Origin of the sequence: Corynebacterium sp. (genome assembly GCF_030532195.1) — a bacterium.
Classification (GTDB): Bacteria; Actinomycetota; Actinomycetes; order Mycobacteriales; family Mycobacteriaceae; genus Corynebacterium.
Genome location: NZ_JAUNLP010000008.1, coordinates 12687 through 36473, shown reverse-complemented (window position 1 = coordinate 36473; position 23787 = coordinate 12687). Strand labels below are relative to the sequence as shown.

Genomic DNA, 23787 nt, shown 5'->3' with positions numbered 1-23787 from the left:
TTTTTCACACTAGTTTTGCGCAGCATCCGCGACGGACATGAGGTAGGAAATCACCATTCGTTTAATCTCCTGCACCGTCAGTTCATAGTGCAGTTCGCGCTCGGTGTCACTGCCCGGCCGATCGACCGAGTAATTCAGCAGCGCATACGTCGCGTTAATCAACAGATCTGCCATGAATTCCAGCGCTTCATCGCCTGACGACGGTGCCAGCGGGCGCAGCACTTTCGCGATTTCAGTAACCAGGCGCGCTTTTGTATCCTGCGCGGTCGCGCGAGTGGCCGGAGTCGATTGCACGGCCAGCCAGACCGCTCGGCGGGAGACATCCTTGCGCCAGAGAGAGGCGAGGTGGTCAATAAACTCTGAGAGGAACTCCGGCCACTCAAGGGCCGGGATGTGCTTGGCAAAGCGAGTCATCTCTGCCAAGACGGCATCGGTATCCTGCCGGTCAAGCTCGCAGATCATCACGTACTTGTTGGCAAAAAACTGGTAGAGCGTACCGATGGGGATATCAGCCTGTCGCGCTACCTCATCGAACGTGAAGGACTCAAAACCGACGTCGACAAGCACATTTCGAGCAGCGGTGAGCATGCGGGCGTACCGCTTGCGGCTGCGCTCCTGCACAGGCGTGCGGCGCGGCCGAAGAATTTCCGGAGCGTCCTTACTTGTCGTCACCACTGCTTACCCGTAGTTAGTTGTTATTTGTCGGCGGCTGCCTGAGACTCAATTTTCAGATCGCGCAGAACACGCTGGACATGGCCCTTAGCGCGGACGTTGTACCATGCCTGCTCAATCATGCCCTCTCCATTGACCAGGAACGTTGAGCGGATAACGCCCTGGACGATCTTGCCGTAGTTCTTCTTTTCGCCGAAGGCGCCGAACGCGGCCATGGTCTCTTTAGTCGGGTCGGACAGGAGGGTGAAGTTCAGACCGTGGTCATCGCGGAACTTTGCGAGCTTTTCCGGCTTGTCCGGGGAGATGCCCACGACGTCGATGCCGGCATCATTGAGCGCTGCCGATTCATCGCGAAAATCGCAGGCCTCTGTAGTGCAGCCCGGTGTGTTAGCGCGTGGGTAGAAGTAAATAAGGACCGGGCGACCTGCGTAGTCCGAAAGGGAGACCTGTTCCTCCGAATCATTGAGCAGGGTGAAAGCCGGGGCAGTAGTGCCAGGCTCAAGGCGGACATTGTCCTGACCGAAATCTTTATCGCTGGCGGAAGAAGTAGACATGATTTCAATCGTATCTACTCTGGGCGTCAGCGTGGGCTGAGCGTGTATTTTTCTCAGTGCCCGACCACACTGACTTACGGTAGGTGTTAGTCTTTTAGGCGAACAATCACTTTCGATAAATCAAGTCTTAGGGAGTTTACGTGGCTCGCAGCATTGAAGATATCCAGCGCGATATTGAGCGTAACCGTAACCAGCTCGCCCGTACTCTGGATGAGCTCAGCGTGCGGACCAATCCGAAGAACGTTGCGGACGACGCAAAGTCACGTGTCGTCGATGCTCTGAATGAGCCGAAGGTACAGGCTGCACTGGGTGCTGTTGCAGCACTTATCGTCGGTGGCATTGCGCTGACTGTTCGTCGTAGCCGCAACCGCAGCAAGGAGCTCGACCGCATCCGCGAGATGATTGAGGCTGCTGCGAAGTAGTATTTCCGTAGGCGTCAACTATCTAACTGCCATTTACGGCAGTTAGATAGTTAGGCTTCACGTCTACGCGTGTACGTCTACGCGTGTACAAAGGGGCACCCCGCGCAAGCTGCGTGGGGTGCCCCTTTTGGTATTTGCTTTGTGTTTTGGCCACGCCCGTTGACAGATCGATGGGCTAGTCACTGCTCGTTCTTGTTGTTTGATCCAGCCATGTGCATGTCACGGGGAAACGTAGAAGAGCCATTGGGCATACAAAAAGACCGGGAGGACGTTTCCGCCTTCCCGGTCTGTATTCTGTGCGCCATCAGGGACTCGAACCCCGAACCCGCTGATTAAGAGTCAGCTGCTCTGCCAGTTGAGCTAATGGCGCTTTCCGTTTCCTGCTCGGTGCTCTCTTTGTGAGCTCCTCGCTGGCAACGAAAAGATATATAACCAGCTTTTTGATTGTTTGTAAAATCGGCTGGTCAGAGGTGGTTTTTGAAGGCCTTAAAATGCATGTTTTTTCAACGGTTGCAGCGTCGAGTTCTAAAAAAGTTCAAAAAAAGTTTGAAAATCCTCAAACAAGGGGTGATTAGGTGTTGGCTCAGCGTGGATTTACGTGGCGGAGCGTAGGTGTGAGTGACCGGGTATGTGATGGAGTGTGTGATTGCTCGTCTAGTAGGAGCAGTCGCAGTCGAATAGCTTGGTCTGGCTTCGATGATGTTTTGTGACTGCCTTATTGGAGTTTCGCCAGGACTTTCGTCTGGAAAAAGATGTTTTCAATCAAAGAAGCGATAACTTTTTAATAACGCTTACCCCTTCGTGTCTTGGTTACCTGGGCTTTTGTAGTGCCCTGAATAGTTAGGGGTTGCGGTGAATTCTCGCAGCGGGTTAAGTTTAAGAATCGTCTGGACTGTCCAGGGGTTTGAGATTCGTTCGCGAGATCTCAAGCTGCATTTCTGCAGCTAAAAGCGATTATGAAAACGTATGCTTGTTCACCGGCGGGGAACGTCGGTGCCGAGTATCGTTACCAGTTCAGCGCCACGCACTGCGTGAGGCGGAAGTTCTCTTAATTTAATGCACTGTTGGAGTGAAGCACGATTATGCGGCGAACTTTTAAGCGTCTGTCGATGACTATCGTGGCATTTGCCACTACCGCGACTATGGTGGCTTGTTCTTCTGGCGGAGCCGAATCGGAGCAAGCAGCAGCGGAGCCGGACGCAGGTCTCGTCGCCAGCGTAAAGGATGACGCGACTGATGTCTCGGTCATTGACCCAGTTACCGTCCAGGTGGAAAAGGGCCATCGCCTGGACAAAGTCAAGCTTCTTAATGAAGAAGGTAAAGAGGTAGACGGCGAGCTAGACCCAAGCGGCACTAAGTGGACCACCACGGAGCCACTGGGTTACTCCAAGACTTATGAGCTCAATGCCACCTCCGGTAAGGAAAAGCTGGCAAGTTCGTTCACTACCGTTACTCCGAATAATCAGACCTACGGCTATGTATCTCCTGCCGAAGGATCGACTGTCGGTGTGGGGCAGACGATTGCAGTCCGTTTCGACGAGCCGATTGCTGATCGAAAGGCAGCCCAGGATGCCATCAAGGTGACAACCGAGCCACATGTGGAGGGTGCCTTCTACTGGCTGACTAATAGCGAAGTTCGTTGGCGCCCAGAAAACTACTGGGAGCCAGGCACGAAGGTCTCCGTCAAGGTGGATACTTACGGCAAGGACCTCGGTGACAGCCTTTACGGCCAGGAGGCCAGCGAAACCAACTTCACTATCGGTGATGAGGTTATTGCAACAGCAGATGATTCGACGAAGACCATGACCATTGAGAAAAATGGTGAGGTCATCAATTCCATGCCGATTTCAATGGGTTCCAACGTTCACCCGACTCCGAATGGTCAATACATCCTCGGTGACCATAATGAGTCGATGGTCATGGACTCCCGCACCTATGGCCTGTCTCTGGAGGCTGGCGGTTACGTGACCCCGGTCAACTACGCCACCCAGATGTCCTACTCCGGTATTTATGTCCACGGTGCACCGTGGTCGACCTGGGCGCAGGGCAGCGTTAACCAGTCGCACGGCTGCATTAACGTCACCGATGCCAACGCCAAGTGGTTCCTGGAAAACACCAAGCGCGGTGACATCGTCATTGTGAAGAACACCGTTGGCGAGACGCTCTCCGGTGTCGACGGACTCGGTGACTGGAACATCCCGTGGGAGACCTGGAAGAAGGGCAACGCCGACGAGGGCTACTAAGAGTCACCCAGATCCGCTGCTTATCTTGCTTTTAATAGTTAAAACCCGCCGAGTATTTTTCGCTCGGCGGGTTTCTCTATGAAATCTTAACGTCATCTTCATGCCGCATTCGTGCCCACATTGCGCACGGTACTGGGCCATATTGACTACTCGCTGAGCATCCCCAACTCCTGCGCCCTAGCGACTGCGGCAGTTCGTGAATTCACGTCCAGCTTCGTAAAAATATGCACCAAGTGAGACTTGACGGTCGCCTCAGTGAGCACCAGCTGTTCAGCGATTTTCCTATTCGACATGCCCCGCGCGACCAGCTCGAGCACTTCCAGCTCACGCGGGGTCAGCGCAGTATTGGGATTGCGCATCCGTCCCATGAGCCGCCCGGCCACTTGTGTGTTGAGCACGGTCTCACCGCGAACTGCCCGACGAATGCCATCAATGAGTTCTTCGGGAGCCGCATCTTTGAGCAAATAGCCCACCGCGCCGGCAGTGACTGCTCCCAGCACATCGGAGTCCGAGGAATAGTTAGTCACCACCAACACCTCGGGGGCGGGCAATCCCTGCTTGGCCAGGTCTCGAATGGCGGCTGTCGCGTCCACACCACCGGCACGAGTCGTCGCACCTGGGGCTTCACCAAAACGAAGATCCATCAACACCAGATCGATGCGGTCGCATGAGTCGTCGTCAAGCGAAGTGCGTACCTTGTCCACGGCCTCATCAGCGCTGGCGGCTTCGCCGACAACGGTGATATCCGGTGCGGACTCGATGACAGCGCGCAGACCTGCGCGGACGATTGGGTGATCATCGGCGATGAGAACCCCAATGGACGTCGGTGACATGCGGTGGACTCCTTAACAGTCGTGTACTACCTGCATACCAGCGCTTAGGCGGCGCGGCGGGGAATACTGACAGAGACTCCGCAGCCGCACCCCGGTTCGGACTCGATGGTAAAGGTCCCGCCGAGCTTCTCCACGCGACGGCGCGCATTGACAATCCCGACGCTGTCCTCCGAAATCGGGGCAGAGGGATCAAAGCCGACACCGTTGTCGACGCAGTCCAGCAGCACTTCGTCGGGCTGGTAGGTCAGGGTGACGCGGCAGCGCGTGGCATGTGCATGCTTGACGACGTTCGCCAGGCTCGCCTGTGTCACTCTGATGATGGTGGCCTCCACCGTGGCGGGCAGCCTCGTTGGTGTGCCGTCCACGTGGAAGGAGACGGCAGCGCCAAGCACGGTGGACTGACACACTTTTGCTAGGGCGCTGGGCAGGTCGGCCTCGGCAAGCGGTGCGGGTTGCAGGGCTGCGATAATGCGCCGAGTCTCGGCGAGATTGTCGGCAGCGACCTTGCGAGCCAGCTCTAAGGTCTCCAGAGATTTTTCATCATGCTGTGCGGGAGCATTCTTCATCCGCGTTTCCACCGAATGCAACAACAGCTGAATGGAGGACAGTCCCTGCGCGACGGTGTCGTGAATATCCGCAGCTAGTCGAGCCCGTTCATCCAGCTCGCCAGCGCGCCGCGACAGCGCCTCGGACTGTGCACGCGCGGCTTCCAACTCGGCCAGCGCATTGGTTTTTTCAATGGTCTCGCGTTGAATTAGCCGGAATCCCAGACCAACCGTGAGTGCGAAGGTGCCGCCGAGAATTGGCCCCAGCACACCGCCGAAGGTCAACTGCGTGTGCGTGGCAATCGCGCCAATCGCCGTCGCGGTCGTCGCCGCCACCAAAATGACAGCGGCGAGCCCACCGGTGACCTGCAGAATGACAAAGAACAGCGGGAACACCAGGAACGACGCATCCAACGTGGCAAAGGCCAACCCCGTCCAACAAATCAGCAGCAGCACCAACCAGCCCAGCAGCAGCCGACGTGGCTTGGTCAGCGCAACCTCATTGGCCACACTGCCATGGCGCGCACGACCAATCGGCCCCACCGAACCGGCGATATACACCACTAGAAAGCACACTGCACAGGTGATGATGTGCCACTGCGGATTCGGCACCACGCACACCGCGAGCAGCACCAACACCAAAATATCCAGGGCAAAACGCAACACGCGCCAAATGCGATCGAGAGTCTCAGGAGTATCCACGTCCTCGAGCCTATGCGAGCCACGCACCAAAAAGCCTCTCTGACGAGCACTCTTCACGGTCCTGAGGCCAATATCAATCGAAAGTTGGAGACGAAGTTCATCCTCCCTGGCGATTTAAATTGTGGCCAAGACCGCGACTATGAGAGTCATGTACCAGTCAATGAAAGAACTTCGAGCCGCGCCGGGCCGTGCCGCACTGATTACCATCACCGTCGGCATGATTGCCGTGATGGTCACATTCCTCTCGGCCCTAGCCTCCGGCCTATCCAACCAGTCCATCTCCGCATTGGGCGAGGTCTACGGCAACGACGATGCCGTCGTCATCTCAGAGGGGGCGACGTCGTTGTCGTCGTCGAGCATGAGTGACACGGCGCGCGAGAATGTCAGCGCGTGGGCGAGCGACAACGGCGCGCACGTCCGTGAAGTCTTTGTCAGTCGTGCGCGAGTCGACGATACGCCCGTCACCGTCATCTCCGACTCTTCGCTTAACGACGGCCAGGTGGCTGTAACCAACGGTGTCAGCGAGACCGCGCTTGCGGAAGGTGAGTCGCTGACCTTGTCCGGTCCGATGGGGGAGCAGTCGGCCACGATTGCGCGCGTTACTGGCGATAAGTGGCTGGACCATCAGGCAGTAGTTTTTGCTGGGCGTGGCGTGATGGAAGCACTGACCCCAGGCCCGGCTGGGATGGCAGCCCCGGCGGCGTTGGTGGTGGACGAATCCGCGGCAACGCTTCCGGCGATGGCTGAAACCGAGGTGCTTCGCGATGGCGAACGGAACAACCTTTCTGCCTCCTATCAGGGTGAACAGACTTCGCTGAATGCGATGACCTCGATGCTCTATGTCATTTCCGCGCTGGTTGTGGGCGCCTTCTTTACCGTTTGGACGGTGCAGCGACTCTGCGGTGTGGCTATTTCCTCAGCGCTGGGCGCGTCGCGAAAGGTGCTCGTGGCTGACTCCCTGGCACAAGTACTTGCCGTGCTTGCCATTGGTGTTGGCGGAGGTGTGGCGCTGACTGCAGCTGCTGGCTGGGCTCTGCGAAGCGCTGATGTGATGCCAATCGTGGTTGATGTTTCGACCACTGTTGTACCGGGCCTCATTTTGGCTGTGACCGGCGTGATTGGTGCGCTGCTGGCGCTCGTGCCGGTGTTCCGCGTCGATCCGACTACTGCACTGGCCAACGCCTAAAACCAGTTTTTCGAGACAGAACTTCGAGACAGAACAAGGTGCGAAAATGACAACTTTTGATGCCAACAATGCCCCGGTCGCACTGGAGCTAACAGACATTTCGCTGAAGGTACAGGATGGTGAGAACAAGCGCACTATCTTGGACGATATTTCGCTGTCTATCCGTGCTGGTGAAGTAGTGGGGCTCGTCGGGCCGTCGGGCTCTGGTAAGTCCACGTTGCTGACTATTGCCGGTTGCCTCAAAACTGCCGACTCCGGAACCGTCACCCTATACTCAGGTGCCGACCGCAAGCCCATCGACCTGGGAGTGCGTGGTGCCGAAGCCGCGGCTATCCGCCGCAATCACATCGGCATTGTGTTCCAGCAGCCCAACCTTCTGCCATCGTTGACCGTCAAACAGCAGCTACTGGCTATGCGACGCCTCGGTCGAGTATTCGGCTGGCCCGCAGGCGGCCGTCGTGCTGCCGAACAGCGTGCCGAGGAGCTACTCGACGCAGTGGGGCTGGCCGGCTTCGGGGACCGCCGCGTCAGTCAGCTCTCCGGTGGTCAGCAGGCACGCGTCAATGTTGCGCGTGCGCTCATGAATAACCCCGAGGTACTGCTTGTCGACGAACCAACGGCAGCCCTCGACCAGAAAACCGCAGGTTCTGTTACTAGGTTGATCATGAATGTCACCCGGAAAATGGGCGTGGCCACGCTCTATATCACTCATGACTTAAACCAGCTCCACGGTGCTGACCGCGTGGTGGAGATGGTCGATGGCAAGTTACAGCCCTCGGACTCGCTTGTGGCAAGCAGCTACCAGGTGGTGTAGGTATCGGTGCCCACGGTAAGTCCGTGGTCGTCATATAAAAGAAGAACCCTCGGTCAAGCAAAATGCCTGGCCGAGGGTTTATTTGGGGTGACTGACGGGACTCGAACCCGCGACACCCAGGATCACAACCTGGTGCTCTACCAACTGAACTACAGTCACCATTACCACTTGAGAACCATGCCGAATCATCGGCTAGTCCGTAGCAGCGAGATATATGGTATCCCACAGTTGGTAAGAAACAAAAACTGCTGGTCAATCCGGATAAATTCGCGCTAGTTGGTGGTAGGGGCCGTCGTAAAGCGAAAAAGCGCTAGCCGCGGATCTCGCCGAACTTGTCTGAGGCGGCCTCCGCAGCGGACGCGATAGTGTCGGTATCTGGGCCGGGGTGGGGGACAAGCATCGCGCGGCGGTAGTAATCCAGCTCGCGGATGGACTCCTTGATGTCGGCAAGCGCACGGTGCGCCAGCCCCTTTTCCGGAGCGCCGTCGAGGACCGTCGGGTACCAACGGCGAGCGAGCTCCTTGAAGGAAGAGACGTCAATCATGCGGTAGTGCAGGAACTGGTCGAGCTCCGGCATGTAGCGGTGAATGAACTTGCGGTCCGACGCGATGGAATTGCCGGCCAGTGGGGCAGTTCGTGGCTCGGAAACCCACTGCCGGATGTAGTCGAGTACTGCCTGCTCAGCATCAGCGACGTTGGTGTTGCTGGCGCGGATTTCCTCATCGAGTCCAGAATTGGCGTGCATCTTGGTGACAAAATCATCCATCTGCGCAAGCTCGGTCTCGGAGGCGTGAACGACAATATCGACACCCTCGCCGAGGATGTTGAGGTTTGCATCGGTGACAAGAGCGGCGATTTCGACGATGACGTGACGCTCTGGTTCAAGCCCCGTCATCTCGCAGTCAATCCACACAATTCGATCCTGTTCGGCCGGGAGCTGAAGATCGGGATTGGGTTGCGTCATTACTTCACCTTTCCTAGAAGAGATGCCCATTGTTGAGCGCAATTATGGTCTTTTGTCGCCACTTGTGCAGCCGCGTGCAGCCGGGTGTACTGAGCAATTGGGCATCACGCAAACAGTTGATAGCAGTCGTCTTTTTTATAGTTTAGCTGGGCTTTTATCGGCAATAGTCAACATGGCACTATCAACCTCATAGAGGCATTGTGTTACGCAGCTCGTTTTGCCTGGTAAAATCTTACGTCTGAATTCGAAGTTTTAATGGGGAGAATGTCGACGATGGGTCAAACTGGTCATACCGATAGTGCCGTCAATAACGACAGTGCGACGCGCAAGCCTTCGGTTGATGACATCATCATTGCAGCTGCGCGTGAAAGTGTTATGACTCTAGGCCTGCGTAAGACTTCAATTGCTGAGATTGCTCGTCGGGCAGGGGTATCGCGGCCAACTGTTTACCGTCGCTATGCAGATATCGGCGAGGTTATTCGCGAAGTTAATAACCGCGAAATTCTTCATATGCTCGAGGGCCTGAAGTATGTCCCGGGCAATTCCCGCGCCCGTCTGCTGCTGCGTACCCAAATTGTGGTGCAGCGAATTATTGAATATGACTTTTTCCCGAACTTGGTCAAGACCGACCCGGACCGTGTGCTGGAGATGTTGACCGGTGAGATGAGTGACTCCGAAATGGAGATTGTGGAGAAGTTCATTCTCCCCGGTGTCATGCACGGTCAGGAAGACGGCACAATTCGTCACCATGATCCGATGACCCTGGCGCGCAATGTCTACCGCATCATTCAGACCATGGTGCTGACCTGGCGCCCGCATGGGAATGAAACCGAAATTGGCAAGGAATCGGTCGACGAGGTTGTCGATATGGTTGACCGATACCTGCGCCCGGATCCGGTGGAAGAAAACTAGATATAAAAACCCGCCTGCAACTAGCGTTAACAAACATGAAACAGCCAGTTGAAGGCGGGTTTTTGCGCCCCCAGAAGGATTCGAACCCTCGACCAATCGGGTAGAAGCCGACTGCTCTGTCCACTGAGCTATGGAGGCCAACTAAGAAAAGCATTGTAGCGTCTTAAGTGCAGCCAAACACAACCGGTTCCGTGCTGGCGGCTTTGGTGGCTAAGCTTATGACTATGACTGCCTCAACCAAGGTCGAAACACCACCGCCCATCAGCAAGGATAAAAAAGTCCGTAAATCCGCTGGTTGGTATATCACTTTCGTACTTATCGGCGGCATTCTAGCTGGATTGCTGTCACTGGCGTTCAACATGGATTCCCGCGCCACGTTGGGGATTCCAGACCCCGGCGCAATCACCACCTTCGGTTTTCCCTTCGTAAAGGCCGCAGGCGAGCTGCTCGCATGCCTCGGTGTCGGCTCATTCATGCTGTCCGCGTTCGGTACAAAACAGCGTTCCGACGGCACTTTGGGCCTCGATGGTTACACTGCATCCCGCACCGGCATGTGGGCGATGCTCGGTTGGGGACTCTTCGCCTTGGCGGAGATTCCGCTGGTGCTTTCCGACGTCTCTGGGCAGCCTCTGTCCACCACAATTCAGCTGAGTAACTGGTCGGTATCCCTCGACCAGACCAAGGAAGGCCTCGCCTACCTGTGGGTGGCCATCTTCGCTGGCATTGTGGCATTGGGTTCGTCACTGACTCGCAAGTGGATTTGGCAGCCGGTGTTCTTCGCCATCAGCTTGGTGTCGATGATGCCGCTGGCCGTCGTTAGCCACAATGCTTCTGGCGGTGCTCATGACTACGGCACGAACTCCTACATCTGGCACCTGACTTTCACCGTCTTCTGGGTCGGTGGGTTGATGGCGCTGATTGGCCATGCTCGTCGCCGCGGTGACTTCCTGCCGGAAGTGGTCAAGCGCTACTCGTTTGTCGCTTTGGTGTCCTTCATCGTGATGTCCGTCTCGGGCTTCATCAATGCCGCAATTAACCTCAACTGGTCTGACCTGGTGGACAACAACTACGGCATTTTGGTCCTGGTCAAGGCCGTTTTGATCGTATTCCTTGGCCTGTGCGGCTACATGCACCGCAAGCTGACGATTCCGGAGATTGAAAAGGGAGATTCCAGCCGTCCGTTCTGGCGCCTAGCCATTGTGGAGACCGTCATCATGGCGCTAACCGTCGGTGTGGCTGTTGCCCTGGGTCGTACCCCGCCGCCGCCGAGTTTCTCGGATCAGGCCGGTGGCGAAGGTCTGCCATCAATCACACAGATGCAGATCAAGCTGGGCTACAACCTGGATATGCCGTTTGGCTGGCATGCCATGTTTACGCAGTGGCGTTTTGATATTTTCTTCGGTTCTGCGGCGATTATCGCAGCCTGGATTTACCTCTACTGGCTATACCTGCTGAAGAAGCGCGGTGGCAGTTGGCCAATTGCCAACACACTGTGGTGGGTTGGCGGCTGTGCACTGTTGCTGTTTACCTCCTGCAGTGCGCTGGGTGTCTACATGCCGGCACTGTTCTCGGTACACATGACTGCGCACATGCTGTACTCCATGGGTATTCCGGTCATGCTGGTCCTGGGCGGCCCGGTCACTCTTGCGCTGCGTGCGCTGAAGCCGGCCGGCAGGGATGGTCTGCCGGGTATTCGTGAATGGCTTGTGGTCTTCATTAACAACCCGGTATCGCGTTTCCTCACACACCCAGTGGTGGCGACTACACAGTTCGTCGCGGGCTTCTACCTGCTCTACATGACTCCGCTGTATGACTTCCTAGCGGACGAGCACGCGGGCCACGTGTTCATGAATATCCACTTCCTGATTTCCGGCTACATCTTCTACTGGGTCATCATTGGTGTTGATGCCGCGCCTCAGCAGATTTCTCCGTCGGTCAAGTTGGTGACCCTCATGGGTTCGCTGCCGTTCCACGCCTGGTTCGGTATTTCGCTCATGCAGTCGCAGCAGGTGCTCGCATATGACTACTACGCAGCGTTGGATTTGCCGTTCTACGTGAACCTTCTGGAGGACCAGAACATCGGTGGTGCTGTTGCTTGGGCTGCCGGTGAGGTTCCGCTCTATCTCGTGACCGTTGCCATGTTCTTCCAGTGGCGAAAGTCCGATGCCAAGGACGCTGCGCGGTATGACCGCGTGGCAGATCGCACCAATGATGCCGAGCTGGAGGCATACAACGAGATGCTCGCACGGATGAGTAACCAGACCGGTGTCGCCGGTGAAGATGAGCGCGATTACTACACCACCGAGGTCGATGAACAGCACCCGGTGCATATGGATAATCCAATTGATGCGTCCAAGAAACGCGGTAGGTAACTCACCTGGCTGATTGTGTAGGCAGTCATCGAAAGTCATCGAGAGCCTGTGGATAGTTGCTTTTTCTGGCAACTTATCCACAGGCTCTCTTTTTGCCTCTTCTGTGCGGAGCTCGAAGCCGGAAAAGTAATTGCTACGACACGAATGACTCAGTGAGCAAGAAATCTAAAAGTCATCTGAACCTCATTCGGTCGGTCTGTATCAAAGCTTGATTTGGGGGAGGAGCCCGATGTCTGAGGCAGTCATTACCGTGGTGGGAAATGTTGTCCATCACGTTGAAAATCGCAATACCCATTCCGGGGCAAAGGTTTGTAAGTTCTCGGTGGCATCCAGCAGGTCATGGAAAGGTGACAATGGCTGGGAGCAATCTGAAACTTCGTATTTCGATGTCGAATGTTGGGGCAAGCTCGCAGAGAATGTGAACAATACATTGTGGAAGGGCCAAGCGGTCATTGTTCACGGTCACATTCGAACTGATCGCTGGGAGGGGGATGATGGCACAAAGCATCAGCGTCAGAAGATCATTGCCAAGGCTGTGGGCCCCAATCTGCGCCGGCACTTGGCCACGGTGAAGACCATGACGGAAAAGCCACATGATGCGCCGAATGGTGTGAATCAAAATGGGGGTCGAGAGGTAGCTGGGGAAACTGTGAAAGTCATTCGCGGCGATGGGGAAGTAACCACGCTGGATGCTGGCCGTGTGATGGGGCAGGCGGCTACAGAGACTTCCTTCTCGGATGCCCCTGAGCGCACTGCGGCAGCAGCATCGAACGCGCCGGGCGGGTCGCAGTCAGACGCCGATTCAACCGCTGCGGGGACGGAAGAATTGGCAGGAGCGGGGGCATCTGCGCCCTTTTAGTTTGGTGGCGGTGCAGTCGTAGGCCACGTGATAGTGGGGCCGCTGTCACGTCGTGGCGGCCCCTACCGCAAGTGAGCGTCCTCGTAGATTGTGCCTTTTGATTCCTATGCGTAACCTCTACAGGGATTGATTATTTCCTTTCTACGAGGGGACGAAATTCCACCATGGGTGAGTTCATCTACCAGATGAAGAACGTGCGTAAGGCGCACGGCGACAAGGTTATTCTCGACGACGTCACCATGGCGTTTTACCCGGGCGCCAAGATTGGCGTTGTTGGTCCAAACGGTGCTGGTAAGTCTTCGATTCTGAAGATCATGGCTGGCTTGGATCAGCCGAGTAACGGTGAAGCATTTCTGGAGCCGGGTGCTACCGTCGGCATCCTGCTGCAGGAGCCACCGCTTAATGAAGAAAAGACCGTCCGCGGCAACGTGGAGGAAGGTCTGGGCGACATCTTCGAGAAGAAGGCTCGCTTTGAGGCTATCGCCGAAGAGATGGCCACAAACTACACCGATGAGCTCATGGAGGAAATGGGCAAGCTCCAGGAGGAGCTCGACGCTGCTGACGCGTGGGAGCTGGACTCCAAGATTGAGCAGGCTATGGACGCGCTGCGTTGCCCGCCGGCAGATGAGCCGGTTACGCACCTGTCCGGTGGTGAGCGTCGCCGTGTAGCACTGGCTAAGCTGCTGCTCAGCGAGCCGGATCTGCTGCTTCTCGACGAGCCCACTAACCACCTGGACGCTGAGTCCGTGTTGTGGCTGGAGCAGCACCTGGCTAAGTACCCAGGTGCTGTCCTGGCCGTCACCCACGACCGTTACTTCCTGGACCACGTTGCCGGCTGGATCTGTGAGGTCGACCGCGGCAAGCTCTACCCGTACGAGGGTAACTACTCCACGTACCTGGAGAAGAAGGCTGAGCGTCTTGAGGTTGCAGGTAAGAAGGATGCCAAGCTGCAGAAGCGCTTGAAGGACGAATTGGCATGGGTTCGCTCTGGCCAGAAGGCTCGCCAGGCTAAGAATAAGGCCCGTCTGGAACGGTACGAGCAGATGGTTGAGGAAGCCGAGAAGTACAAGAAGCTCGACTTCGAAGAAATCCAGATTCCGACCCCGCCGCGACTGGGCAACCAGGTCGTTGAGGTCAAGAACCTGGAGAAGGGCTTTGACGGCCGCGTGCTGATCAAGGACCTGTCTTTCACCCTGCCGCGTAACGGCATTGTTGGTGTTATCGGCCCGAACGGTGTTGGTAAGTCGACGCTGTTTAAGACCATCGTTGGCCTGGAAAAGCCGGATGCCGGTGAGGTCAAGGTCGGCCAGACCGTCAAGCTGAGCTACGTCGACCAGGGTCGTGAAAACATCGATCCGGAAAAGACCGTCTGGGAAGTTGTCTCTGATGGCCTCGACTACATCGTGGTCGGCCAGAACGAGATGCCGTCTCGCGCATACCTCTCTGCTTTCGGTTTCAAGGGTGCTGACCAGCAGAAGCCGTCGAAGGTACTCTCCGGTGGTGAGCGCAACCGCCTGAACCTGGCTCTGACGCTGAAGCAGGGCGGCAACCTGATTCTGCTCGATGAGCCTACTAACGACCTCGACGTTGAAACCCTGTCGTCGCTGGAAAACGCACTGCAGAAGTTCCCGGGCTGCGCCGTGGTCATTTCCCACGACCGCTGGTTCCTGGACCGCACTTGTACCCACATCCTGGCGTGGGAAGGCAACTTCGAAGAGGGCAAGTGGTTCTGGTACGAAGGCAACTTCGAGGGCTACGAGAAGAACAAGATTGAGCGCTACGGCGAGGAAGCAGCTCGCCCGTCGCGTGTCACTCACCGTCGCCTGACTCGCTAGGCAGGCACCAAACCTGAGTCGGTCCAAGTGACAAAGCCCGAAACCTGCATCCGCACAGGTTCCGGGCTTTCGCGTTCACTGCTGCAGATAAGCCACGACAGCCAATCGCCGCATTCGGAAGTTCAGATGTCTGCAAAGCGCCTATAGTTCTCTGTATGACTGAATCAGCACCTTTCCGCACTACCGTCGCTGTTCGGTGGTCTGACTTTGATCAGTACGGCCACGCCAACAACACCGCCTTCTTGGAGTACGCCCAGCAAGCGCGCGCAGATTTCGTCCTGCGCGGGCTTGGCGGCTCTGCGGGAGCGCCGGCGGCTGTTGTCCGACGCGTTGAAATTGATTACGTCCGAGCAATTCTGCCGGACACCAAAGAGGTGCTTGTAGAGACCGAAATTATCCGCTTCGGCCGTACCTCCTTTACGCTTCGCCAGACTATTTCCGACGAGCATGAGCACATCGTTGGCGTGCTGGAAACCGTCATGGTCATGTTCGATCTGAAGGCTGCCAAGCCGGTAGAGCTGACTCAAGCTGCTCGCCGAGAACTGGAGCGCTTCGCGGCACCGGCGATTGAGGACAAGTAGATACACAGTGACCGAACCTCAATCCACCGCCGAATTGGCCTTCGGCTCCGCCGCTGCGCTGAAAAACCTCGGCGTGCTGGCTCACAAGGCCTTCGCCATCGACGAGGCAACGCTGCTGCGCATCCGCAAACGCGAAACCCACGACGAACACTCCGATATGTCGCAGGTGTGGGTGAAAACCAGCTTCGGACCGCTGGCCATGCGCACTATCAATCTGCACGCGCTTCCCGACGACATCATTGTCACCGCCGCCGAGATTAAAGACATTGCAGTTCGCGCCATTGCCCAGGCTAAGTCGAGCGATGATAGTCAGGACCAGGAAGCTTCGCTGACAGCGTTGCCGTACCGCGTCCATTCGCAGTCATCCGCGGGCTGGCCGGGGTTTCTGCCGGTGCTCGACGGCTGGCAGGTCATTGATTACGTTCCCGCCAGTGCATTTCGCACGTTGGAAAAGCAGGCGCGCGCAGTCGCCACGGAATCGTCGGGGCCGATGGGCTTGCCGACGTCACTGCTGGACCAAAAGGTGCTCTCAGTACGTGGCGGCGACGCCACGGCCAGCGCTGATACTGCGGGGGATGACTCGCAAGAATCGTCGGCAAGCGTCGTGGACGTGACCATGCGGGACGTGTTTGCGCTGTGTGCGATGGGATTTATCCCTGAGCAACCTGACGAAAAAGAGCCGGTGCGTGTGTCCGCGAAGGGGCGTTGGCACCGACTCGATGGGCGATTTGGCTCGATTTTTACGCTCGAGTCCTTCGGCGTGCTGCCGCTGCTGAACTAGTGGCAGCTACTGCTCATCAAAGCGATTGATGAGCATGTCCGCAACCTGCACCATGTGATTCCACATCGCATCGCGCTGCGGCTTCGGCAGTTCCTCGTCGGGGATGTCGGTCAGCGCGGCGCTCATGATCTCCAACCAGCGGTCGCGCTCGGCCTCGCCGATGGAAAACGGCATATGGCGCATGCGCAAGCGAGGATGTCCGCGCTCCTGGCTGTACGTGCGTGGCCCGCCCCAGTACTGGACGAGGAACATGCGCAGACGTTTTTCGGCACCCTCCCAGTCATCGCTGGGGTACATCGGGCCGATGAGGTCATCGGAACGCATGCGCGTGTAGAAACCATGGACGATGCGGTTGAAGACATCCTCGCCGCCGACGGAGTCAAAAAGCGTGTGAGAAGTTGTCATGGCACCAAGTCTAATGACTTTGGTGCCAATCAACGACAATTGACCTCAGACGACTACTGCGCGTCGAATTCGCGAGCGCGTAGAGCCAGCTTCATCAGGAACTGCTGCTCAGAGATGATGCGCTTGACCGGAGCCGCAGTCTGGTCACTATCCAGCAGGCGCTGAGCAGCCGCGACCGCAGTCTCGGTAATTTCCCAGGTGGGGTAGAGGCCCTCGAGCAGGGTCTGCGCAGTCTCAGAGGAGAAATCCTGCCACCAGCTGTTGGCAACGGCGAAGAAGTGATCCGCAAGGGAGGCTGCCGATGCATCTGCGGAGATGGCGGCGCGGGTGTCGTCGTCAAGCGCGGTGGCCAGCACCTTGCCTGCGCCCGGTGCGTTGAAGCCCATCAGCAGATGGCGAATGACCAGGTTCGACGGCGCCTCGTCGCCGGAGACGGTGGCCTCTGCCCAGACGCGTGCCTTGTTTGCCAGCGTCGGCACCGACGCGCGAGCGGCAATTGCAGCCTGCGTGCCAAGCGCTGAGTTGTCGGTCTTCTCCATGGCGACGATGGCATCCTCGCCCTCGACACCCGCGGCGACCAGCGCCTTCAGCGCGCGCCACTGCATGTCGGTATCGACCGTCACAGCCTGGAAACCGGCCTTATCAGCGTCATTGTTGTAAACGGCGCGCAGGGCATCGAGGACGTCGCTTTCCGACGAGCCCACGGAGCACAGTGCATTGACGAAAATCAGGGCGCGGTCAGCGTCAGTTTCCTTCTGCGCGTATTCCAGGAGGCCCTTGGCCAGCAGGTCGCGGCCAGTGGCTTCAGCCCACTGTGGATCGGCGTAGACATTAACCGCGCTGATGGCCTGAGCGATGATGCGCTCGAGAACCGAGAGCTTGTCCTCGCCCGGGATGCCGCGCAGAACCAGCTCGACAAAGTCGCGGGCGCGCATCTGGCCTGCACGAACCATCTGCCACGTAGCCGACCAGCACAGAGTGCGCGGCATGGAATCGGTGAAGGCACCGATGTGGTCGATGACAGTGGAAAGGGAGCTTTCGTCCAGGCGAATCATGCTGTAGGTGAGATCGTCGTCATTGACAATGACGACGTCACCAATCGGGGTATCCAGAAGTTCTGGCACCTCGGTACGAGCGCCGCGGACATCTATTTCCACGCGCTTTGTGCGTTCCAGAACCGCGTCATCGCCCGTGCCGCGCAGGTTGTAAATACCGACGGCAATGCGGTGATCGCGCAGCTCACCGGCACCTGGCTGAGCACCATCCTGCGTGACCGCAAAGGAAGTGTATTTGCCGGCAGACACTCGGAAATCCGGTGCCAGCGTGGTGATGCCGGTAGTAGTCAGCCACTGATCAGCCCAGCCGGACAGATCGCGGCCGGATGCCTCCGACAGTGCCTCGAGCAGATCGTCGAAGGTGGCGTTACCAAAGCGGTGGCGGGCAAAGTGCAGACGGGCACCGGCCAGGAATGCATCCTGACCAACGTAGGCGGCCAGCTGCTTGAGCGTGGATGCACCCTTGGCGTAGGTGATGCCGTCAAAGTTCTGCTCCACGGTGTCAATGTCGCTGGCATCGGCGGCAATCGGGTGAGTGGACGGCAGCTGATCCTGCTTGTAAGCCCAGGCCTTTTCAACGTTGGCGAAAGCCGTCCATGCACTGGAGAAGTCGGAGACCTCCATCTGTGCAGCAGCAGCCGACCAGGTGGCGAAGGACTCATTGAGCCACAGATCATCCCACCACTTCATGGTGACCAAATCACCGAACCACATGTGTGCCATCTCGTGCAGGATGGTGTCATTGCGGCGCTCATAGAGGTATGCAGTTGGCTTGGAGCGGAAAACGTACTCATCGCGGATGGTGACGCAGCCGGCGTTTTCCATCGCGCCCATGTTGTACTCAGGGCAGAAGACCTGGTCGTACTTGCCGAATGCGTACGGCTCGCCGAAGTGCTTGGCGTAGAAGTCGAAGCCCTCCTTGGTCTCCTTGAACAAGGTATCGGCATCGAGGTGCTCGGCGATGGACTTACGGCAGTAAAGGCCAAGCGGAATGGTCATCTCGCCGTCCGGCTGATGCTCGACCGGTGTCTCCGGGTGTGGTGCAATCATGCCGGTCCAAGTGTCCGTAACTTCGTACCACGGGCCTGCACAGACAGCCACCAGGTAGGTGGACAGCGGGACATCAACGCTGAAGTCAAAGGTGTCAGCATCATTGCCGTGTGCATCGGTTGTCGTGCCGGTCTTGGCTACCGAGTTGGAAATAACCTTCCAACCCTTCGGTGCCACGACATGAATGGAGTAGGTGGCCTTCAAATCCGGCTGGTCAAAGCAAGCAAACACACGCTTGGCATCAGCGGTCTCAAACTGCGAGTACAGGTACGTCTCGCCATCTGCCGGATCCTGGAAACGGTGAATGCCCTGGCCATTGTTGGTGTAACGGCAATCCGCGTCAATCACGACAATGTGGTCGCCCTCGGTCAGGTCCAAGTTAATGCCGGTGTCGCTGTTGTAGCGGGCGGCCTTGGTGGCATCGACACCGTCGATGGTCACGCTTTTAACGTGTGCATCTCGCAGATCAACGAAAGTAGAGCCAGCGCTCTTTGCAGTCAAAGAGATGGTGGTCTTCGATGCGAAGGTAGGAGCACTGTGAGGTGCGTCGACTGGAGCTGTGGTCAGATCCAGGTCGATATCGTAATGATTTACGCGCAGCAGTTCTGCACGGGCAATTGCTTCATTTCGTGTCAGATTCTTTGACGTCATAGGTACCAGAGTAGCCACTGCCCGCATTTTGGTTCTGGCTTCGAGGCCGAATCTGTACTCAGCCCTCGAAGAACCAGCCCATGTGGTACTAAGGTGCCGAATAGAGGACAACTCCAACGAAAGGAATCTTCAATCATGAGCAACCGAGACAAGGTCACTTTTTACTTCGATGTTTCCTGCCCGTTTTGCTGGGTGACTTCCCGCTGGATTAAGGAAGTCGAAAAGGTTCGTGACATCGACATTGAGTGGAAGCCGATGAGCCTGTCAGTGCTTAATGAGGGCCGCGATGAGCTGCCGGAAGACTACAAGTTCATGATGAAGTGCAACTGGACTCCGGCACGTCTGTTCAATGCAGTCTTTAAGCAGGACGGTCAGGACGCCGTCGATAAGCTCTACACCGCGCTGGGCACCAAGATTCACAATGAGGGCGGCGTTAATCTTAAGGCGCATGTCGACGAGCCGGAGCACGTGTTCGACGAGCTGATTACGGCTGCTTTGAAGGAAGTTGGTCTGCCGGAGGAGCGCCTCGCACAGGCTCTGACCACCGACTTCGATGATCTGATGCGTGACAACCACGCAGAGGCCATGAAGGAGGTCGGCAACGATGTGGGCACCCCAGTGGTCAAGCTCAATGATGTTGCTTTCTTCGGCCCAGTTCTCACCCGCATTCCGCGCGGCGAAGAGGCGGGCAAGATTTTCGACGGTGCCGTTGCCGTTGCCAGCTACCCGTACTTCTTCGAGCTCAAGCGCTCCCGCACTGAAGCTCCGCAGTTCGACTAATCCGGAACTAGCTCAGGCTAATCCTTAGCCGTCGCTCCGGTGGAGGCCTGCCGTTCTTCTTCGCTCATTGCCGCCCACCGTGGTGGGATGTAGACGCATGTCGGATCGGATGCCGTGTAATCCCCGGTCAACGCATATGCAGTTGAGCGGGAACCACCGCATACGCTGTGATATTCACATACGCTGCACTTGCCGTGCCAATTATCAGGATCACGGAGAGCCTTAAAAGCCGGCGAATTGGAGTAAATCTCCTGGAATGGCGTGGCCTTCACGTTTCCGCAGTGCAATGGCAGGAAACCATTCGGGTAGACATCGCCGATGTGGTCAATGAAAGCGAATCCTGAGCCCGAATTCACCGCCATAGGGGAGCGCGGGCGCCGCGGCTTTTCCGGCACTGCACCGAGCAGACGCGTGGTCTCTTCGGTGAGATACTTATAGAGCTCGCCGCCCTCATACGGCGGTAGACCCTTTTCCTTGGCTTCCTCCTGCTGCAAAACGACGCGACGATACTGCGGAGCCTCCGTCGTCTTTATGGCAATTCGGTTGGAAATATCCGATAGCCAGTGCAAGACATCCTCGCGTTCTTCCGGGGACAGCGCATCCAAATCCGAGCCGCGACCAGTGGGAACGAGGAAAAAGACGTACCACATCTTGGCCTGCATATCCATCACTGTCTTTAGCAGCGCCGGTGCTTCACGAATATTTCCCTTGGTTAGCGTGGAGTTAATTTGCAGCCGATATCCAGCCTCATTGATGTACGGTGCCATCTCCAGAGTCTTTTCAAACGTGCCGGAGAACCCACGGAACTTATCGTGCGTTTTCGCAGTCGCACCATCCAGAGACATCGACATCGCCTTACCACCTGCTTCGCGCAGCGAGCGAATCCGCTCCGGTGTCAGCTTCGGGGTCACCGAAGGCGACAGCGACATGTTCAGACCGAGCTCCGTGCCGTATCGCACCAGTTCTTCCAGATCATCGCGCTCAAATGGGTCGCCGCCAGTCAGCACGATAAGAGGCTTCGGCTTGCTATACGACGCCAAGGTCTCCAGCAACGTCTTGCCCTCGGCAGTCGTCAACTGGAAAGGGTGCGGCTGGTGCTGCGCATCCGCGCGACAGTGCTTGCACACCAACCCACAAGCGCGGGTGACTTCCCAAATGACAATAAAAGGCTTCTTATTGATGTCATGTCGAACCGTTCGCACAACAGGAGCACGATGCCGCGCTGGCGGGTTCGCGTGCGGGCTGAGTGCGTCCGGATCGACTTGGAACTGAGCTTGTGGCGCAGGAGACACGATAAAAGCACCTAATTCTGGTCTAGAAGACGTGCTGAGATTACAAAAACAGTTGCAGTTTCACCCTATTCGGCAACGCAGGAGTCGTCGTCAAGCAATACCTAAAACGGGTGCAGACTCCGAGTAATCCGCGGGTGCCGCTAAACTTGTTGCCATGCGTATTTACCTTGGTGCAGACCACGCCGGTTTTGAGATGAAGAACCTGATTAAGGCCCACCTGGAGAAGGCTGGCCATGACGTCGTTGACTGCGGCGCTCACACCTATGACCCTGCAGATGATTACCCAGCATTCTGCATTGAGGCCGCTTCTCGCACGGTCGCTGACCCGGGTAGCCTGGGCATCGTTCTCGGCGGCTCCGGCAATGGCGAGCAGATTGCCGCCAACAAGGTCAAGGGCGCTCGTTGTGCACTTGCTTGGTCGGTTGAGACCGCAAAGCTCGCTCGCGAGCACAACAACGCTCAGCTGATTGGTCTCGGTGGCCGAATGCACTCTGAGGAAGAGGCCCTGGCCATTGTTGATGCGTTTGTCTCCCAGCCGTGGAGCGAGGAGGAGCGCCACCAGCGCCGCATCGACATCCTGGCTGAGTACGAAAAGACCGGTGTTGCGCCGGAACTGCCGCAGGAGTAAGTGTTTGTCGCTGTAGACACGCCGTCAGGGCGAACAACAAAGTAAAAGGCTGATTCCAGGAAAGTGCTGGAATCAGCCTTTTGCATGTGCAGAGCCGGTGTTTATGAGACGCGTAGACGCACGGGAAATTTATTCCTAAATATCGAATCCGTCGAAGCCGCCATCGAAGAATCCGCCACCATCATCTCCGCCACCGAAGAGACCGTCGAAGAATCCGCCATCGTCTCCGCCGGCATCACCAGAGTCACCACCGAAATCGCCACCGGCATCCCCGCCGAAATCGTCGCCACCACCGAAGTCATCCCCGGCATCGCCACCGAAGTCGTCGCCACCGGAGGCATCCGGCTCAGTGCCATCGCCCATACCGTCAGCGAAGTGATCCGCACTGTAGGCGACACCTGCCATGCCGTGGAACAGCGAAGAGAACAGCAGCATCGAGCCTGCGGTCCACACACCGGTGCGCAGTGCAGACTTCCACCACGGCTCGGAGTACCAACCAGCCGGGACTGGGCGACCAGCCACACGGCCACCGGGATAGTAGTTCGGAGTCTGCGCAGTGGCGTATGGGGAGGCAGTCAGGGTGTGCCCCTCATGCTCAATGGTGCGGGTCTCTGTGACCGAGCCAGCAGACTTCTGACCCTCCAAGGGCGGCAGAGCCGGGCCTGCGGGAAGTCCCATAATCTCGCGGGCGGCATTGATGTAGTGCAGACCCTCGAGTGCGGACTCACGAGCCATGCGAGCCTGCGCAGGAGTCGAAGCGGTAGAAATCTGTGAGGAGGCCGCGTTGTATCGCTCGGAGGCATCAGCCAGTGCCTGAGTGGAAGCCTGATCGGTACCCGACAGGGTGAGTACCTGAGAACCTAGGCGCTCAATCCAACGACGAGCATCGGCCTTGGCGTCCTCAATCTGATTGTTCTTCCGAGCATCAAATGCCTGGTTTGAGCGCTGCTGTGCCATTGCTGCAATGACGATAGCGCCACCGACAAATAGTGCGATTAGGAATAACGCCCCCATGGGCTAGGCCTCCAAAACGGAAAAAGAGAGAATAGTCGGACTGGTATTGATTTCAACGTCTCAGAAGCCGGAAAAGTTCCCACACCGAAGAGCGCCTGTTAGAAAAGCGATACTTTGTGCAGCTAAGGGCAGGTATTTGCTCAGCGAATTTCAGTTATTACGACTGCTGGGAATCGCCGCGCTGAGCACGTCCCTTACGGTTTGCATGCCACTTCCGGACCTCTTCGGAGTCCCACAGGGTTAGGCCATGGAGCTTTGCGACGGGCTCCGGAGCCTTCTTACGCCCTGCGTAACTAGTAAACGTTCCTCGTGCAGTTCCGGAGAAAGCTGCACACTCGACGGCGGTCCACAATTCATGTCCAGTATCGGCATCAATGATGGTGGGTTTCATGGTGCCTAGCGTACCTGTGCTGCGGGCATAGTCCACAGGAAAAACGAAAAACCGGGAGACAGGCTCCCGGTTGAAGTGGAGGGGATGACGGGAATCGAACCCGCGTCTTCAGCTTGGAAGGCTGAGGTATTAGCCACTATACGACATCCCCAGGCAAGCTCAGTCGGAAGAATGTGAAAACTCTCCGAACCGCGTCTTGGTAAGAAGCATACTAACCCGTCAATCGGCCCAGAGAAAAATCGACAA

General features: G+C 57.1%; 22 protein-coding genes and 4 tRNA genes. 12 read left to right on the top strand and 14 right to left on the bottom strand.

The window, feature by feature from the left end; all coding sequences use genetic code 11:
• Positions 1 to 9: 9 nt before the first annotated feature.
• Positions 10 to 672, bottom strand: a complete 663-nt coding sequence (locus tag Q4E11_RS09120; protein WP_303165322.1) for a TetR/AcrR family transcriptional regulator — start codon at positions 670 to 672, stop codon at positions 10 to 12.
• A gap of 23 nt (positions 673 to 695) precedes the next feature.
• Positions 696 to 1226, bottom strand: coding sequence for a thioredoxin-dependent thiol peroxidase (gene bcp / locus Q4E11_RS09115; RefSeq protein WP_303165321.1), 531 nt, complete (start codon positions 1224 to 1226; stop codon positions 696 to 698).
• Between the two features lie 140 nt (positions 1227 to 1366).
• Between bcp and Q4E11_RS09110 the strand changes: the two genes are divergently transcribed.
• Positions 1367 to 1648, top strand: coding sequence for a DUF3618 domain-containing protein (locus Q4E11_RS09110; RefSeq protein WP_303165320.1), 282 nt, complete (start codon positions 1367 to 1369; stop codon positions 1646 to 1648).
• Positions 1649 to 1945: 297 nt separating this feature from the next.
• Here Q4E11_RS09110 and Q4E11_RS09105 read toward each other — a convergent pair.
• Positions 1946 to 2018 (bottom strand) — tRNA-Lys (locus Q4E11_RS09105).
• 712 nt (positions 2019 to 2730) lie between these two features.
• Between Q4E11_RS09105 and Q4E11_RS09100 the strand changes: the two genes are divergently transcribed.
• Positions 2731 to 3891, top strand: coding sequence for an Ig-like domain-containing protein (locus tag Q4E11_RS09100; protein ID WP_303165319.1), 1161 nt, complete (start codon positions 2731 to 2733; stop codon positions 3889 to 3891).
• Positions 3892 to 4037: 146 nt separating this feature from the next.
• Here the strand turns inward: Q4E11_RS09100 and Q4E11_RS09095 are convergent, their stop codons facing one another.
• Together Q4E11_RS09095 and Q4E11_RS09090 are read right to left on the bottom strand one after the other, a co-directional pair.
• Entirely contained in the window at positions 4038 to 4724 is a 687-nt protein-coding gene (locus tag Q4E11_RS09095) for a response regulator transcription factor (RefSeq protein WP_303165318.1), read from the bottom strand.
• A gap of 44 nt (positions 4725 to 4768) precedes the next feature.
• Complete coding sequence (locus tag Q4E11_RS09090; RefSeq protein WP_303165317.1) at positions 4769 to 5971, bottom strand: sensor histidine kinase; 1203 nt, start codon at positions 5969 to 5971, stop codon at positions 4769 to 4771.
• Between the two features lie 160 nt (positions 5972 to 6131).
• Between Q4E11_RS09090 and Q4E11_RS09085 the strand changes: the two genes are divergently transcribed.
• Positions 6132 to 7157, top strand: a complete 1026-nt coding sequence (locus Q4E11_RS09085; RefSeq protein WP_303165316.1) for an ABC transporter permease — start codon at positions 6132 to 6134, stop codon at positions 7155 to 7157.
• Positions 7158 to 7203: 46 nt separating this feature from the next.
• The gene (locus tag Q4E11_RS09080) at positions 7204 to 7971 is read left to right on the top strand and encodes an ABC transporter ATP-binding protein (protein WP_303165315.1); all 768 of its coding nucleotides are present in this window, start codon (positions 7204 to 7206) and stop codon (positions 7969 to 7971) included.
• Between the two features lie 83 nt (positions 7972 to 8054).
• On the opposite strand, the gene Q4E11_RS09075 is transcribed toward Q4E11_RS09080, so the two are convergent.
• Positions 8055 to 8130 (bottom strand) — tRNA-His (locus Q4E11_RS09075).
• A 151-nt stretch (positions 8131 to 8281) separates the two neighbouring features.
• The gene (orn, locus tag Q4E11_RS09070; RefSeq protein WP_303165314.1) at positions 8282 to 8935 is read right to left on the bottom strand and encodes an oligoribonuclease; all 654 of its coding nucleotides are present in this window, start codon (positions 8933 to 8935) and stop codon (positions 8282 to 8284) included.
• A 264-nt stretch (positions 8936 to 9199) separates the two neighbouring features.
• Here orn and Q4E11_RS09065 point away from each other — a divergent pair, with 264 nt between their 5' ends.
• On the top strand, positions 9200 to 9847 hold the full coding sequence (locus Q4E11_RS09065; protein ID WP_303165313.1) for a TetR/AcrR family transcriptional regulator: 648 nt from the start codon (positions 9200 to 9202) through the stop codon (positions 9845 to 9847).
• Between the two features lie 65 nt (positions 9848 to 9912).
• Here the strand turns inward: Q4E11_RS09065 and Q4E11_RS09060 are convergent.
• Positions 9913 to 9985 (bottom strand) — tRNA-Arg (locus Q4E11_RS09060).
• Positions 9986 to 10071: 86 nt separating this feature from the next.
• On the opposite strand from Q4E11_RS09060, the gene Q4E11_RS09055 reads away from it, so the two are divergent.
• The 5 genes from Q4E11_RS09055 to Q4E11_RS09035 all read left to right on the top strand — a co-directional run bounded on the left by Q4E11_RS09055 (position 10072) and on the right by Q4E11_RS09035 (position 16275).
• Positions 10072 to 12219, top strand: a complete 2148-nt coding sequence (locus tag Q4E11_RS09055) for a cytochrome c oxidase assembly protein (protein WP_303165312.1) — start codon at positions 10072 to 10074, stop codon at positions 12217 to 12219.
• A gap of 229 nt (positions 12220 to 12448) precedes the next feature.
• Positions 12449 to 13078 carry a single-stranded DNA-binding protein gene (locus Q4E11_RS09050; protein ID WP_303165311.1) on the top strand — a complete coding sequence of 210 codons (630 nt, stop codon included), beginning with the start codon at positions 12449 to 12451 and terminating at the stop codon, positions 13076 to 13078.
• Between the two features lie 164 nt (positions 13079 to 13242).
• On the top strand, positions 13243 to 14913 hold the full coding sequence (gene ettA, locus Q4E11_RS09045) for an energy-dependent translational throttle protein EttA (protein WP_303165310.1): 1671 nt from the start codon (positions 13243 to 13245) through the stop codon (positions 14911 to 14913).
• A 155-nt stretch (positions 14914 to 15068) separates the two neighbouring features.
• Positions 15069 to 15494, top strand: a complete 426-nt coding sequence (locus Q4E11_RS09040; protein ID WP_303165309.1) for a thioesterase family protein — start codon at positions 15069 to 15071, stop codon at positions 15492 to 15494.
• 7 nt (positions 15495 to 15501) lie between these two features.
• The gene (locus Q4E11_RS09035) at positions 15502 to 16275 is read left to right on the top strand and encodes a hypothetical protein (RefSeq protein WP_303165308.1); all 774 of its coding nucleotides are present in this window, start codon (positions 15502 to 15504) and stop codon (positions 16273 to 16275) included.
• Positions 16276 to 16281: 6 nt separating this feature from the next.
• On the opposite strand, the gene Q4E11_RS09030 is transcribed toward Q4E11_RS09035, so the two are convergent.
• Both Q4E11_RS09030 and pepN read right to left on the bottom strand, forming a co-directional pair.
• Positions 16282 to 16680 carry a globin gene (locus Q4E11_RS09030; protein WP_303165307.1) on the bottom strand — a complete coding sequence of 133 codons (399 nt, stop codon included), beginning with the start codon at positions 16678 to 16680 and terminating at the stop codon, positions 16282 to 16284.
• Positions 16681 to 16733: 53 nt separating this feature from the next.
• Positions 16734 to 19436, bottom strand: coding sequence for an aminopeptidase N (gene pepN, locus Q4E11_RS09025; RefSeq protein WP_303165306.1), 2703 nt, complete (start codon positions 19434 to 19436; stop codon positions 16734 to 16736).
• Between the two features lie 135 nt (positions 19437 to 19571).
• On the opposite strand from pepN, the gene Q4E11_RS09020 reads away from it, so the two are divergent.
• Positions 19572 to 20216, top strand: a complete 645-nt coding sequence (locus Q4E11_RS09020) for a DsbA family protein (RefSeq protein WP_303165305.1) — start codon at positions 19572 to 19574, stop codon at positions 20214 to 20216.
• A 17-nt stretch (positions 20217 to 20233) separates the two neighbouring features.
• Here Q4E11_RS09020 and Q4E11_RS09015 read toward each other — a convergent pair whose 3' ends face one another.
• Positions 20234 to 21418, bottom strand: a complete 1185-nt coding sequence (locus Q4E11_RS09015) for a TIGR04053 family radical SAM/SPASM domain-containing protein (RefSeq protein ID WP_303165373.1) — start codon at positions 21416 to 21418, stop codon at positions 20234 to 20236.
• Positions 21419 to 21662: 244 nt separating this feature from the next.
• Here Q4E11_RS09015 and Q4E11_RS09010 point away from each other — a divergent pair, with 244 nt between their 5' ends.
• Positions 21663 to 22136 carry a ribose-5-phosphate isomerase gene (locus Q4E11_RS09010; protein WP_303165304.1) on the top strand — a complete coding sequence of 158 codons (474 nt, stop codon included), beginning with the start codon at positions 21663 to 21665 and terminating at the stop codon, positions 22134 to 22136.
• Between the two features lie 135 nt (positions 22137 to 22271).
• Here the strand turns inward: Q4E11_RS09010 and Q4E11_RS09005 are convergent, their stop codons facing one another.
• From Q4E11_RS09005 to Q4E11_RS08995, 3 genes are all read right to left on the bottom strand, one after another.
• On the bottom strand, positions 22272 to 23150 hold the full coding sequence (locus tag Q4E11_RS09005) for a DUF1542 domain-containing protein (RefSeq protein ID WP_303165303.1): 879 nt from the start codon (positions 23148 to 23150) through the stop codon (positions 22272 to 22274).
• A 157-nt stretch (positions 23151 to 23307) separates the two neighbouring features.
• The gene (locus Q4E11_RS09000; RefSeq protein ID WP_303165302.1) at positions 23308 to 23541 is read right to left on the bottom strand and encodes a hypothetical protein; all 234 of its coding nucleotides are present in this window, start codon (positions 23539 to 23541) and stop codon (positions 23308 to 23310) included.
• A 76-nt stretch (positions 23542 to 23617) separates the two neighbouring features.
• Positions 23618 to 23692: transfer RNA gene (locus Q4E11_RS08995), tRNA-Gly, on the bottom strand.
• Between the last annotated feature and the right edge of the window lie 95 nt (positions 23693 to 23787).